The organism is Brevibacillus schisleri (assembly GCF_055685845.1).
Genome location: NZ_JBVNDM010000001.1, coordinates 429,084 through 442,722 on the forward strand (window position 1 = coordinate 429,084; position 13,639 = coordinate 442,722).

General features: G+C 46.5%; 12 protein-coding genes and 1 pseudogene. 6 read left to right on the forward strand and 7 right to left on the reverse strand.

Annotation, left to right across the window (positions count from 1 at the left end; all coding sequences use genetic code 11):
• Positions 1-107: 107 nt before the first annotated feature.
• Positions 108-548, forward strand: coding sequence for an Lrp/AsnC family transcriptional regulator (locus ACUUHJ_RS02305; protein WP_069851918.1), 441 nt, complete (start codon positions 108-110; stop codon positions 546-548).
• A gap of 76 nt (positions 549-624) precedes the next feature.
• On the opposite strand, the gene ACUUHJ_RS02310 is transcribed toward ACUUHJ_RS02305, so the two are convergent.
• The 6 genes from ACUUHJ_RS02310 to ACUUHJ_RS02335 form a co-directional block, all read right to left on the reverse strand.
• On the reverse strand, positions 625-1,656 hold the full coding sequence (locus ACUUHJ_RS02310; RefSeq protein ID WP_012684115.1) for a cytochrome d ubiquinol oxidase subunit II: 1,032 nt from the start codon (positions 1,654-1,656) through the stop codon (positions 625-627).
• Complete coding sequence (locus ACUUHJ_RS02315; protein WP_202890543.1) at positions 1,653-2,987, reverse strand: cytochrome ubiquinol oxidase subunit I; 1,335 nt, start codon at positions 2,985-2,987, stop codon at positions 1,653-1,655. Before ACUUHJ_RS02315 ends, ACUUHJ_RS02310 begins: the two co-directional genes overlap by 4 nt.
• Positions 2,988-3,150: 163 nt before the next feature.
• Positions 3,151-3,924, reverse strand: coding sequence for a pirin family protein (locus ACUUHJ_RS02320; protein ID WP_472298175.1), 774 nt, complete (start codon positions 3,922-3,924; stop codon positions 3,151-3,153).
• A gap of 54 nt (positions 3,925-3,978) precedes the next feature.
• Positions 3,979-4,365, reverse strand: a complete 387-nt coding sequence (locus ACUUHJ_RS02325; protein ID WP_012684118.1) for a DoxX family protein — start codon at positions 4,363-4,365, stop codon at positions 3,979-3,981.
• Positions 4,366-4,440: 75 nt separating this feature from the next.
• A complete protein-coding gene (locus ACUUHJ_RS02330; protein ID WP_472298176.1) occupies positions 4,441-5,067 on the reverse strand; it encodes an FMN-dependent NADH-azoreductase in 627 nt (208 codons plus the stop codon).
• A gap of 141 nt (positions 5,068-5,208) precedes the next feature.
• Positions 5,209-5,655: a MarR family winged helix-turn-helix transcriptional regulator gene (locus ACUUHJ_RS02335; RefSeq protein ID WP_012684120.1), complete on the reverse strand. Its 447-nt coding sequence runs from the start codon at positions 5,653-5,655 to the stop codon at positions 5,209-5,211.
• Between the two features lie 192 nt (positions 5,656-5,847).
• Between ACUUHJ_RS02335 and ACUUHJ_RS02340 the strand changes: the two genes are divergently transcribed.
• From ACUUHJ_RS02340 to ACUUHJ_RS02350, 3 genes and pseudogenes are all read left to right on the forward strand, one after another.
• On the forward strand, positions 5,848-6,948 hold the full coding sequence (locus ACUUHJ_RS02340; protein WP_472298177.1) for a carbohydrate kinase: 1,101 nt from the start codon (positions 5,848-5,850) through the stop codon (positions 6,946-6,948).
• A 3-nt stretch (positions 6,949-6,951) separates the two neighbouring features.
• Complete coding sequence (locus ACUUHJ_RS02345; RefSeq protein WP_012684122.1) at positions 6,952-7,878, forward strand: pseudouridine-5'-phosphate glycosidase; 927 nt, start codon at positions 6,952-6,954, stop codon at positions 7,876-7,878.
• A 145-nt stretch (positions 7,879-8,023) separates the two neighbouring features.
• A pseudogene (locus ACUUHJ_RS02350) lies at positions 8,024-9,296 on the forward strand (IS3 family transposase).
• Positions 9,297-9,366: 70 nt separating this feature from the next.
• Here ACUUHJ_RS02350 and ACUUHJ_RS02355 read toward each other — a convergent pair.
• Positions 9,367-10,278, reverse strand: a complete 912-nt coding sequence (locus tag ACUUHJ_RS02355) for a VanZ family protein (protein WP_289675808.1) — start codon at positions 10,276-10,278, stop codon at positions 9,367-9,369.
• Positions 10,279-10,723: 445 nt separating this feature from the next.
• On the opposite strand from ACUUHJ_RS02355, the gene ACUUHJ_RS02360 reads away from it, so the two are divergent.
• Together ACUUHJ_RS02360 and ACUUHJ_RS02365 are read left to right on the forward strand one after the other, a co-directional pair.
• Positions 10,724-13,144, forward strand: coding sequence for a heavy metal translocating P-type ATPase (locus ACUUHJ_RS02360; protein WP_472298178.1), 2,421 nt, complete (start codon positions 10,724-10,726; stop codon positions 13,142-13,144).
• A gap of 64 nt (positions 13,145-13,208) precedes the next feature.
• A complete protein-coding gene (locus ACUUHJ_RS02365) occupies positions 13,209-13,409 on the forward strand; it encodes a cation transporter (RefSeq protein WP_064202533.1) in 201 nt (66 codons plus the stop codon).
• The last annotated feature ends 230 nt before the right edge of the window (positions 13,410-13,639 follow it).

The window sequence follows — 13,639 nt, forward strand, 5'->3', positions numbered from 1 at the left end:
ACGATTTCTATAATTTACATACATGAACCAAGGTGTTTTCGATGGGCGGATTTCTATATGCAAGTTATTTGGTAGGAAACACTTATGGATTTGAAAGGGTGATCTGCGTGGACCAAATTGATTACAAAATCATAAGCTTGTTGCACGAAAATTCGCGGATACCGTTTGCGGAGCTGGGGAGAATCATCGGGATGACGCAGCCTGCCGTGAAGGAGAGGGTCCGTCGTTTGGAGGAGCAGGGAATCATTACGGGCTACCACGCGTCGATCTCTCAGGAAAAGCTGGGTAAGCACACGACTGCTTTTGTCATGTTCCGCACCAAGCAATGTGCGGCGTTCATCGATTTCTGCAAGCAATCGCCGGAAGTGACGGACATGTACCGGATCAGTGGGGAGTATAATTACATGCTGAAAGTGGTAACAAGGTCAACGGAGGAATTGGTTGCCTTCTCGGAACGCACTGGGGATTTCGGCTTCTCCTATACATTGATCGTGCTAACGGCGCCGTTTGAGCAAAAAATGATGCTGGAGGAAGAGAAAATCTTCTGATCGTGCTTTTGACCGAAAAAAAGAGGCTCCGCCGTATCAGGGCGAAGCCTTTTTCCTTTTGCGTTTTGCGAAATTGCTATTTTTGCCGTACATACTGTTCGTCCCTCATAAACAGACGCCAGAAATAAATAAAACCGGGTACGAGAATCGCAAAGCCAACTAAATAACAAATGAACAGAGCGTGGAACGTATCCGGGTGTGTAAAGCTGGACTCAATCGTCACATTGGGATAGACGATGTAGGGCAGGCGTGCTGCACCATACGCATAGCTGGCGAGCAGATATTGCGTCGTGGCGACAATGACCGCAATCCGCGGAAGGTGGATGCCGAAATATCGACGATCTTGTGGTACCAAGAGAGCGATATAGCTAATGAAAAAGCAGACCGCCGATGCAATAAGCCACGGCAAATAGTCGAGAATGCGCTCATATAGCCATTTTGCCTCCATTTGCATCGTCATCACGGTAACCAATGCCGCAAGCAACGTAATCGGCCCCAGAAACACCGCATCCCGGCGATAGACAGAGAAGGCTTGCTTTTCACCTGCGACGAAGGAGTAGTCCGCGAGAAGCAGCGACGAGAGGTAGAGTGTGCTGCTGACGGCAAGACCAATAAAAGAATAGACGTGCGGGCTAGTCAAAAAGAGTCCCCAATCGAGAGACTCCACACCATTGATCGTTCGAGACAACCCGCCCTGTGTCACAGGGAGCACGCTGATTAAAAGAGCTGGCACCAATATCCCGGTAACGCCTGAGACGATGCTGAGCATCTTATCATACCTGTGAATCAGATGAGAAAACACCATGAATGTACTGCGAATCAACATCAATAACACCACGAGACATCCGGGAACAAGCAGCAGGCTTGCCAATGTGTAGGTCGCGCCAGGGAAAAAGGTAACGAGTGCGACTACAATTAACACGATAAAGACATTCACGACCTCCCAGGAGGGCGAGAGATAGCGATTGGCGATTTGAGTGGCTTTGGTTTTTTCCCGATTCAAATAGATCATCGACCAAAAACCAGCACCGAAGTCGAAGGAGGCCGCGACGGAATAGATGACGACGAAAATCCAGAGCAGCGTAATGGCAATAATCGTGTCGGTCATGCTGTTCCTCCGTCCACTTTCGGCTGTTCTGGCGGATCGAGCTCCAAGGGATGGCGGCCAAAATAGCTACGGAATACGAGTAGGGTGACGATCGCGAAAAATACGTACACCGAGAGGAAAATCCAAAACAGAGTAGAGATGCCTGCTGCTTGGGTAGCGGCGTCTACTGTTTTCATCACACGATACACCACCCATGGCTGGCGTCCTGTGCAGGCAAAAATCCAGCCGAATTCGATGCCTAGCAAGGCGAGCGGGCCACTTACGACAAAGACCCAGAGAACCCAACGGGGATACTGAGAGCGCTTTAGGAGCTTCTTCCAAGCGAAGCCGATGAAACCAACGAAGATCAACAAGCTGCCGATGATAACCATCCCGTTAAATAGCGTATGGATGTAGAGTGGAGGCCACAGCTCCTTTGGAAAGTCGTCCAGACCGACCACGACCTCGTCAAAGCGGTTGGCTGCAAGGAAGCTGAGCGCCCATGGAATCTCGATAGCGTATTTGACTTTTTTCGTCTCGGGATCGGTAAAGCCGCCAATCGCGAGTGGGGCATATGCTTGTGTTTCAAACAGTCCTTCCGCAGCGGCCAGCTTTTCCGGCTGGTATTCATGCAAAAGCTGCGCCGATTCGTGACCGTTCAAGGCAGTTAAAAGGGAAAAGGTGCCTCCCACGATTAAACCGGCCAATAGTGCTTTTTGGTGATACAAATAAACCCGACTCCCTTTTTCGGCGCGAAGCATTTTCCATGCTGCTACTCCAGCGACGATGAATGCCCCTGTCATATAAGCAGAGACCGTTACATGACCTGCCGTCACGAAAAAGCTGGGATTAAAAAAAGCTTTCCAGGGGTCCACGTCGACGATCTGCCCATCGACCATCCGAAAGCCAGTTGGCGTGCCTTCAAAGGCGTGGACATTCGTAATCAGGATCGCGGAGGCCGTCGCACCAAGCAAAACCATGAACAAGCTCAGCAAACGCATGTTGCGGGATAGGCGGTGAGCCGCGTAGACGTAGATGGACATAAATAAGGCTTCCACGAAGAAAGCGAATATTTCGATCTGAAAAGGCAGCGAGATCACCTTGCCGACAATCGCCATGAACCCAGGCCATAGCAGGGAAAGCTGGACCCCAGCAATCGTTCCAGACGGGATCGCGACACCTAGCAAGATCGCCTGGGCTTTTGTCCAGCGTTTGGCCATAATCTCGTAATCGCGGTCACGCGTCCGCCAAAAGAGGAGCTCCACCAGCAAGATCATGAGCGGGAGACCAACGCCCATGGTCGCAAAAATAATGTGAAAGGCCATAGTCGTCCCGAAAATGGCTCTGGTCATCACGATATCTTCCACGTTCAACTTCCTTTCTGATCAGCACCAAAAATTGTTAACGATGTCCTCGTTAATGTCCCATGAGGAGGCGGAGTTTATACGAAAAAGACCGTCACAAAAATGTGACGGCCGGGCTTGATGATAGGATAAGGGCGTTTGGAAGAGTAGATTATTTACGATAAAGTGGATAATCAACCTCAGTTGGTACCTGAATCAACACCAGGCGGAGCGGAGCATCGGTTGATGCTGTGTAGATGGCTGTGTTGCTTCCCTCGGAGGAGAGAACGACAAAGTCACCTTTGGTATACGAAGTGTGGTTCTCGCTGGCAGTAGCTTTCTCTGCAACGCTTCCGTTTCCTTCCACTATGACGACTGCGTGAGCATAACCAGCCGGGAGTTCTTTTGCATACGACTTTCCAGCGGGAATCGTGATGTCGCTCATCAAGGAATCCGTAACCAACTGAATGGGTGCAGGCGATCCGATGATGTGCTTCACTTGCACTCCATCAACATCTTCAGATGGAAACTCCTCATGATCATACTGATGGTAAGTCGGTGGTTGCTTCGTCGTTTGTGCCAGATGCGGTTCAAACCAGATTTGAAACATTTCCGTATCCTTGCCAAGCTCTTCTGCATGGTACGCGCCTGAACCGGTTTGCATAATCTGCGCGCCGCCTGTCGACACCTCTTGAAGATTTCCGAGCGTGTCCCGATGTCCGACTGTCCCTGTGAGGACATACGACAAAATTTCAAAGCCGGAGTGAGGGTGCAGCGGAATTTCAAATGTCTTCAGTGATTTTGCCCATGCCCAGTAAAAAAGTGGTCCTACCCGTTTGACAACGGAGCCTTCATGAGGGAAGCCAATGGGTTTGTTCTCTACGATTTCACCGTCGCCAAAATGTCCTTTTGCTTGCTCGTTCTTTGTATAGACGCGGATTTCCATCTGATGTTCCTCCCTTAGTATGATTGCTGGCTTACGGGTTGTGAGGAGTTACCATTAAAACAAGATGTATGCACCTGGACCGATCAACGCTACACCAATAACAACTGCGATTATTGTCAGGTTGTATTCGAATCCGTTTTGTGTCACCCAATATCCATTTTGCCCGTGTACCTTCAGAATGGCAACCAGCATTGTGAAAGCAAGCAAAATAGCACTTGGCCAGATACCTACGCCTGCCGCAAACATCAGACCACCAACGAGTTCAGACAATCCAGCGACAAAGGCCATCGCTACGCCAGGTTTCACTCCGATGGACTCCAGCCAGCCGCCTGTTCCTTTCAAACCATAACCCCCAAACCAACCAAACAACTTCTGCGTACCATGACCTGCAAACGTCAAACCAATGACCAAACGAATTAACAACAATCCAGTATCCAACACTTTTCATCTCTCCTTAATTACTTTTAATTAGTATATCTTTATTTTGAGATATTTGTCCAAAAAGGCTGGCGGGCCTTAGAAGGATTCCGCCAGTTTTACTGCTTTTTCTACACCAGCTGCAACGAGCTCAGCTGCTTTGTCTTGGAATTGGTTGTGACCTTCTACGATTACTTCGGTTACATTGCTAACGCCCCAGAAGCCGAGGATCGTGCGAACGTATTTGTTTGCCATTTCCATCTGAGCCATAGGCCCTTCGGAATAAACGCCACCGCGTGCGCTCAACAGAGCTACTTTTTTGTCGCCCATCAGACCAACTGGACCTTCAGCTGTGTACTTGAATGTTTTACCTGCTTGGGAGAGGTAATCCATGTACGAGTGCAGAACAGCAGGAACAGTGAAGTTCCACATTGGGAAAGCGAATACGACTTTGTCTGCTGCTGTAAATTGGTTCAGGTATTTGTTAACCAAGTCAGCACGTTTTTGCTCATCAGCAGACAGCTCGATGCTGTTTCCTGCTTTCCACATAGCAGTCAGCATGTCGTTACCGTAATAAGGGAGGTTTTCAGCAAACAGATCCAGCTCAACGATTTCATCGTTTGGATGTGTTTCTCTGTATGCTTTCGTGAAAGCTTCGTACAGCTTTACACTTGTAGCCTGCTCAACTGGGCGATCATTTGCTTTAATAAAAAGTACTTTACTCATGGAAATTTCATTCCCCTTCCGTTTAGTAAGTCACTAACTTTTAATGTGTAAATCTTGATTTTAAGATTATTACGTATCAGATCTTTTGTCAACACTTTTTTTGAAAGATAGTGTTGGAGAGCGGGGACGGGGACTGCTCTTCTAATAAGTAGCTTGAGCAGTACGTCCCAATTTTTTAAGCAGTTCGATTGCTTGACGCTGTTCTTCTGGTGTGAGACCTTCCATCGCTTTCTCAATTGCGAGTTGATGAGGCGGGAAGATTTCAGACAAAAATTGATGCCCTTTTTCAGTGAGTTCTGCAAAAATGACGCGTCGGTCTGCTGAACAGGGCTTGCGAATGAGCAGTTGCTTCTTTTCGAGTTTGTCCACAACGTATGTGATGTTTCCGCTGGAGATCAATATTTTTTCGCCAATTTGCTGCAATGGTTGAGGACCTTTATGAAATAATACCTCTAGTACGCCGAATTCAGTTGGATTAAGTCCATGCTCGCGAATGTGACGATTGGAGTGAGCGGTAACCCAGTTGTATGACCTTGATAAAACGACAAAAAGATCGAGGGGATCATTTCGCAGTGGTTTGTCAGACATATGGACCCTCCTTTACATCTACATCTAAATTTCGATATCTCTAATTTAAGATAATCCTACATGATCGCATTCCTATTTGTCAAATTTAGAAAAAATAAAATGAAAAACACGCTTGTACAAACAGTTGTCTTCGTGATAAACTTTTGTTTGTAAACAAGCTGTGAAAGCGTAACAGAAGAAAGGAGGATGACCGTGGAAAAAGACATGCAGATCCTTCATCATATCCGGCAAAATCCTTTTATCACGCAACAGGAGCTGGCTGATCTGATTGGCATCTCACGTTCAGCGGTAGCTGGCTACATCGCACAGTTGACCAAACGCGGGGAAATTAAAGGACGGGCTTATGTACTTCGTGATGAAGGAATGATTGCTTGTATCGGTGGGGCCAACCTGGACCGCAAAGCACGCGGCAAGCAACAGGTGCGTCTACACTCATCCAATCCCGTAACGATTATGGAATCGTGTGGAGGGGTGGCACGGAATATCGCGGAGAACCTCGGTCGTCTTGGCTGCAATACGTCCCTCATCACCAGCGTTGGCGAGGACAAAGAAGGCGAGTGGCTCTTGCAGGAGACGAAAAAGCACGGGGTGCACATCAGCCAAGTGTGGAGACTGCCTACACAGCGTACGGGAACGTATACGGCGCTTCTCGATATTGACGGCGAGATGGTTGTTTCCTTGGCGAACATGGATATTTACGATGCTCTCACACCGGAGATGTTCGCAGAAAAATGGTCGCACATTGCAGCAGCCCACGTGGTTTTCATCGATACAAACATTCCGGCGGACTGCTTGGCCTACATCATCGAACGTTGCCGGGAGGAAAACATCCTGCTCTTCGTTGACCCGGTCTCTTCTATTAAAGCAAAGAAGCTCCCACAGCAATTGGACGGAGTAGAAGCGATTTTGCCGAATCGCGAGGAAGCCGAGCTGATGGCTGGCATGAAGATCACGACGATCGAAGAATGCGCCGAGGCTTGCCGCAAGATCAGGGAACGAGGCGTCAAGCACGTCATCGTGACCTTGGGCGAAGAAGGCATTTACTATCAATCCGAGGAAGTTGAGGAGCATATGCTTCCATACCCAACAGAAGTAGTAGATGTTACAGGTGCGGGAGATGCGTTCGCGTCGGGACTCTTGTATGGCATTGTAAGCGGAGAGTCTTTCCAGAGGGCGTGTCGCCTTGGATTGGCAGCATCCGCTCTGACATTGCAAACAGAGCAGTCCGTATCTCCTCTATTAAAAGCAGAACAATTGGAACTGGCCGTAGAACAATTCGAAAAGGAGCGATAAGAGATGAAACAATATTTGACCTTTACTGAGGAAGTACGCCACGCACTGGAGAACAACCTGCCGGTAGTTGCGCTAGAGACGACGATTATTTCGCACGGTATGCCATATCCGCAAAACATTGAAATGGCAAAAGAAGTAGAGCAAATCATTCGCGACAACGGTGCTGTACCAGCTACAATCGGGATCATGGACGGCAAAATCAAAATCGGTTTGACTGACAGCGAGCTGGAAGAGTTTGCGACGAACAAAAATGTAGCAAAAGTAAGCCGTCGCGACTTTGCTTACATTTTAGCTAGCGGTAAAATCGGTGCGACTACAGTAGCCGCTACCATGATCGCAGCTGAGATGGCTGGTATCCACATGTTTGCAACTGGCGGTATCGGCGGGGTACACCGTGAAGGCGAAATCACTTGGGATGTATCTGCTGACCTGACTGAGTTGGCGCAAACAGATGTAGCTGTAGTATGCGCAGGTGCGAAATCGATCCTCGATATCGGTCGCACACTCGAATATTTGGAAACGCAAGGTGTACCTGTTGTGGGCTACCGCACGGATGAATTCCCGTCCTTCTTCGCTCGCAAAAGCGGATTTGGTGTAGACATGCGTATCGATACACCAGAAGAAGTCGGTAAGATGATGAACACCAAATGGGATCTGGGGCTCAAAGGCGGTATGATTATCGCGAATCCAGTACCAGAATCAGATGCACTCAACCACGAGGAAATCGAGGCTGTGATCCAAAAAGCACTCGCAGAAGCAAAAGAAAACAACATTGCAGGGAAACAGGTAACGCCATTCATGCTCGATAAAGTGAAAAAGCTGACAGAAGGCAAGAGCTTGGCAACAAATATCGCGCTGGTGAAACACAATGCTGAAGTAGCTGCGAAAATCGCGGTAGCTTATCAGAAAGAAGCGAATCAAGGTAAATAAGAGAGATTGGACAACAAAATAGAGAAAGAAAAACGAGCCGCTAGAATCGTAAAATGTACCCTATAGAGTAGACACTAAAAAAGTCACCCTATAGGGTACTTTCTTGTATAATTTTTTAAAAATGGCGATTGGGGAAACCGCATAAATGGTTAAAAAGATATTTACAGAGAATGAAATTAAGATACTCTCAAATAACCCTTATGTTAAATCTGTCAGTTCAAAAGGGATCACCTATACTGACGAATTTAGACGTTTTTTTGTAGCAGAAAATGAAAAGGGTAAACTACCAAGGGAAATATTCGAAGAATTTGGATTCGATATAGATATGATTGGGATGAAGCGAGTTAAATCAGCAGGTAAGAGATGGCGTGCTGCTTACCGAAAAAACGGAGTATGTGGGTTAAGTGACTCCAGAAGGGGGAACTCAGGGAAATCTACTGAGAAAGAACTTACGCTAGAAGAAAAAAGATCCGATTCGCAGAAAGGAGGATGGACAAATAACCTTATCGGCTAGTCAAAAGTTTCTCCTGATTCGCATCATTATTGAAAAATACAGATTAAAAAATATGGTTCGCTATTTATGTGAGGTTGCTGGGACCTCACGTTCTGGCTACTATAATTATTTCTCTCAGAAATCTCAGGAACAAAGAAAGCAAAAAGAGAAAAAAGATGAAATCGCTAAGGAGATGGTATTAAAAGCGTTTGGTTTTAAAGGACGTTATAAAGGGGCTCGCCAAATCAAAATGACATTAGCGGGTCAATTTGACATGGTCTATAACGTAAAACGCATTCGTAGAATCATGAAGAAATATGGCATCTTGTGCCCTATCAGGAAGGCAAATCCGTATAGACGAATAATAAAAGCGACCAAAGAACACAAGGTTTTACCAAACTTATTAAACCGACAATTCAAACAAAATATACCAGGCAAAGTACTTCTGACAGACATCACGTATTTATTTTATGGCAACTCAAAGAAGGCTTATCTATCAACGATTAAGGATGGTTCAACAAATGAGATTTTAGCTTATAACGTTTCAAATCGCCTTACGTTAGATCTAGCTACTGATACCCTTTTAAAATTAAAAAGGAACAGAAAGATAAAGGTAGCAGAAGGTGCATTTATCCATTCTGATCAGGGTGCTCATTATACAAGTCCCATCTTTCAGCAACTAGTAAAAAAATATGGATTACGCCAATCTATGTCCAGACGAGGAAACTGTTGGGATAATGCTCCTCAAGAATCGTTTTTTGGTCATTTCAAAGATGAGGCATATATTAAACCTTGTGAAACCTTGGATGAACTAAAACGTGAAATTAAGCAATACATGACGTATTACAATTACTACAGATACCAATGGAATTTAAAAAAGATGACCCCTGTACAATACAGAGATCACCTAATAAATGTTGCTTAGCCCTTTTTTAAAAGTGTCCTTTACAAAGGGTACATTTTATCGCTTCTAGGGCTCGTTTCGTTTATTTTACTCACTCCCACCAATGTTGCATTCCGCGGATTCCAACATCCCACAGCTTAGCGTTTCCGGAAACGATAATGGTAATTTCGTTTACCTCGTTAAAAGGCATCTCCCTTAAAGCTTCTGCCCCTTGATAGGATTGTTCGTTTAACTGAGATATTTCTTGTCCATCTACGATGATTTTGGCTTCACCCTTTGAGCCCCCATTGTCAGGAATGCCGAAATAGAAAGAAAGCCAGACATTTTTTTGGTTCCCCAGAATATAGTTGTATGTTTTGGTTGATTCCCCTTCACTGCTATACACGTTCATTTTCGGCTCTATTCGCTCACCTGCTACGGAGAAGCTTGGGAGATTCTCAGTCATAGGTGTAGTTCCTGTCATTTCTTTCATAACCGTTAATGATTGAACGGGGCCTTCTCTTTTTTGGAGGATTTCAGAGACAACCATGACTCCAAATACAAGTACAACAATAGTTAGAGCCGAAGCCATGAGCTTTTTATAAGAAAGGTTTGAAGAAAACCCAACTCGATAGGCAACATAACCAATCGCTGCACCTATTGTATTGGATATCACATCATTTACATCAAAGCTACCAAGATAGGTTAGGGCCTGAACTGTTTCTAGAACGAAAATCGCTAAGACAAACAAGGATATGAACTTCCCAAATCTTACACGATACAACAGGGGAAATAATATTCCAAAAGGGATAAAAGCAGCAACGTTTCCGAAATCAACAATCCATGAATAAGTTAGTTCTGGAAATGTAAGTGGTACTCCTTCTGGAGCAAGGATAAAGGTGTATCCATCTACACTAGTTGCACCGTCGAGCCTGTTAAACGCAAAGAACATAAAAATTAAAATTAAAATCGTATAGCATATGGTCCCAACTAAGATGATTTTCCGTGATTTCGTTTCCATCATTTCAATCTCCTTAAAGCCATTTGTGTCTGAATGATTTTACTCTGAATGAATACGTAAGTGATTAGTTGTTAGTCACATGCTTCATTTAACACAAGAGAAGTTAGTGACAATGCCTCTTTGAGTTAACCTGCAAAACGGTGTAAAGCTGGGGGATGACATTGCTGTTAAGAAGTACTGCCATATGTTTGGAAGGAGACCGCCCGAACGAAGTGAGGAAAAAGGCGACTGGAAAACATGTGGCAGGGCTTCGTCCGGCACTAAGGATAGAGGACCACCCAGCATTTCTCCCTGTGTTTTCAGCACGTAAAGCCCATTTAGAGAAAAATTGAAAAAAGCACTTGATATACCCTGAGGGGGTATTGTATAGTAAAGGTGTGATCAGGAAACAACGTTAGGGAAACGATACGATAAAATATACCCCATAAGGGTATTTGGAGGGATTATAATGAGTGCCAAAACAGCAGAGGCAACTGTCGCAATCTCAGGGATGACTTGCGCAGCTTGTGCACTGCGCATCGAAAAGGGCTTGGGAAAAATGGAGGGAGTGGAGACCGCCAACGTCAATCTGGCTTTGGAAAAATCCACAGTGGTGTTCGATCCAACGAAAACGAACATCGACGACATCCGCTCCAAAATTGAATCGCTCGGCTATGGCGTCGTCACTGACAAGGTTGAGCTAAACATATCGGGAATGACATGTGCGGCTTGCTCCACGCGGATCGAAAAAGGCTTGAACAAAACAGCTGGTGTTCTAAAGGCAAACGTGAACCTGGCGATGGAAACAGCCACTGTCGAGTACGATTCCTCGCAGGTAAGTGTGACGGACCTTATTCAAAAGGTAGAGAAGCTAGGGTATCAGGCGACTCGCAAGGAAGATGGAAAAGAAGAAGAAAAAGTGGATCGTCGCCAGGAAGAAATCAAACGGCAGACCCGCAAGTTCTGGATTTCCGCGATTCTGTCGCTCCCACTACTCTGGTCGATGGTGAGCCACTTTTCCTTCACTTCGTTTATCTGGCTGCCTGAAAGCTTGATGAATCCGTGGGTACAGCTCGCATTGGCAACACCGGTACAATTCATCATCGGAGCACAGTTTTACGTCGGAGCTTTCAAAGCCCTTCGCAACAAGAGTGCCAACATGGATGTGCTGGTTGCTCTCGGTACCTCGGCAGCTTATTTCTACAGTTTATGGGTCGCGATTAACTCCATCGGTGCTCATGGTGGCCACATGCTGGAGCTGTACTTTGAGACCAGTGCGGTACTGATCACGTTGATCGTTTTGGGTAAACTGTTTGAGATGAAAGCAAAGGGACGATCTTCGGAAGCGATCCGCAAGCTGATGGGCTTGCAAGCAAAAACAGCAGTAGTCGTACGGGATGGTGTCGAAATGACCATTCCTGTAGAAGAAGTGAGACTGGGCGACGTCGTTCACGTGAAGCCGGGCGACAAAGTACCTGTCGATGGCATCGTCATAGAAGGACAGTCTGCAGTTGATGAGTCCATGCTGACTGGTGAAAGTATTCCGGTGGATAAAGCCGCAGGCGATACCGTCATCGGCGCTACCTTGAACAAAAACGGCTTTTTGAAGGTCCAGGCAACCAAAGTAGGAAAAGAAACGGCTCTGGCGCAAATCATTAAAGTAGTGGAAGAAGCACAAGGAACAAAAGCACCGATTCAGCGTGTAGCTGACAGCATCTCCGGGATTTTTGTCCCAATCGTAGTAGGGATTGCTATTCTTACTTTCTTGATCTGGTACTTTTTCGTTATACCTGGCAACTTCGGTGAGGCTTTGGAAAAAGCAATAGCTGTGCTCGTAATCGCTTGCCCATGCGCCCTCGGTCTGGCAACACCGACCTCAATCATGGCTGGCTCTGGACGCGCAGCTGAGCTGGGCATCCTGTTCAAAGGCGGGGAGCATCTGGAGACGGCTCACCACTTGGATACGATCGTCCTCGATAAAACAGGGACTGTAACCAAAGGCGAGCCAGAACTGACAGACGTCATCGCCATTGATATAGAAGAACAAGAGCTGCTCTCTCTGGTTGGTGCCGCTGAGAAAAACTCCGAGCACCCATTGGCTCAAGCCATTGTTCGCGGTATTGCAGATAAAGGAAACACCCTGTCCGATACAGATTCGTTTGAAGCCATTCCTGGTTTCGGTATCCGGGCAACCGTCGCTGGCAAAGAAGTACTCGTCGGTACCCGCCGCTTGCTGGAAAAACATCAAATTTCGTACCAAGCTGTGTCCGATACCATGCTGGCACTGGAGCGCTCCGGTAAAACGGCGATGCTCGCAGTCGTCGAAGGCAAGCTCGCTGGCTTGATTGCCGTAGCGGATACGATCAAACCAACCTCCAAGCAAGCTGTTCAGCGTATGAAAGCAATGGGATTGACTGTGATCATGATGACCGGTGACAACCGTCAAACCGCCGAGGCCATTGCCCGTGAAGCAGGAATCGATCACGTCATCGCAGAAGTCCTGCCTGAAGGCAAAGCCGCAGAAGTGAAAAAACTGCAAGAACAAGGCAAAAAAGTCGCGATGGTCGGCGATGGTATCAACGATGCTCCTGCACTCGCTACCGCTGACGTTGGTATGGCAATCGGTACAGGCACAGATGTGGCGATGGAAGCAGCCGATATTACCCTGATGCGCGGCGAACTGACTAGTGTCGCAGACGCCATCGAGATGAGTAAGCTCACCATCCGCAACATCAAGCAAAACCTGTTCTGGGCATTGGCCTACAACACCTTGGGCATCCCCATTGCCGCAATCGGCTTACTCGCTCCATGGCTTGCCGGTGCCGCAATGGCCTTCAGCTCCGTATCCGTCGTACTCAACGCACTGAGACTACAACGAGTAAAGCTGTAACAACAGTAACAAGCGGCTTTGTCCGCCTTACCTATACAACATAAAATGCAAGGAGAGATTGATCATGACAAATATCACATTGAACGTAGAAGGCATGTCTTGCAACAAATGCGTAGCGCGCATCGAGAACACATTGAAAGATCTGGGTGCAGAAGGCAAAGTACACCTGGCTGAAAAAAAGGTTGAGGTTTCCTACAACGAGAGTAACTTGACTCTGGATACAGTAAAAGAAGCAATCGAAGACCAAGGCTACGACGTCGTTTAATCATCGTGCCTATCCAAAAGCTCCTGCCTGATTGAGGCGAGAGCTTTTTTCTTTTTTGTAAAGAATTCGTAAATCGTTAATCAAACGTACATATTTCAACGGATGAACGAAACAAAATCGCATGAACACCTGATTTTACTTTTATCAAACCTTGTTAGGTCCTTTATATGGCCTTAAAAAAGGGGATTTAGAATGAAATCAAACAGAGAACACAGCAATGTCTGATAGTG

Bases quoted from the DNA above. Each gene is read 5' to 3' on its own strand.
- ACUUHJ_RS02310 (WP_012684115.1), bottom strand. From the start codon at position 1,656: ATGACCGACACGATTATTGCCATTACGCTGCTCTGGATTTTCGTCGTC.
- ACUUHJ_RS02315 (WP_202890543.1), bottom strand. From the start codon at position 2,987: ATGACCAGAGCCATTTTCGGGACGACTATGGCCTTTCACATTATTTTT.
- ACUUHJ_RS02320 (WP_472298175.1), bottom strand. From the start codon at position 3,924: ATGGAAATCCGCGTCTATACAAAGAACGAGCAAGCAAAAGGACATTTT.
- ACUUHJ_RS02330 (WP_472298176.1), bottom strand. From the start codon at position 5,067: ATGAGTAAAGTACTTTTTATTAAAGCAAATGATCGCCCAGTTGAGCAG.
- ACUUHJ_RS02335 (WP_012684120.1), bottom strand. From the start codon at position 5,655: ATGTCTGACAAACCACTGCGAAATGATCCCCTCGATCTTTTTGTCGTT.
- ACUUHJ_RS02345 (WP_012684122.1), top strand. From the start codon at position 6,952: ATGAAACAATATTTGACCTTTACTGAGGAAGTACGCCACGCACTGGAG.
- ACUUHJ_RS02355 (WP_289675808.1), bottom strand. From the start codon at position 10,278: ATGATGGAAACGAAATCACGGAAAATCATCTTAGTTGGGACCATATGC.
- ACUUHJ_RS02360 (WP_472298178.1), top strand. From the start codon at position 10,724: ATGAGTGCCAAAACAGCAGAGGCAACTGTCGCAATCTCAGGGATGACT.
- ACUUHJ_RS02365 (WP_064202533.1), top strand. From the start codon at position 13,209: ATGACAAATATCACATTGAACGTAGAAGGCATGTCTTGCAACAAATGC.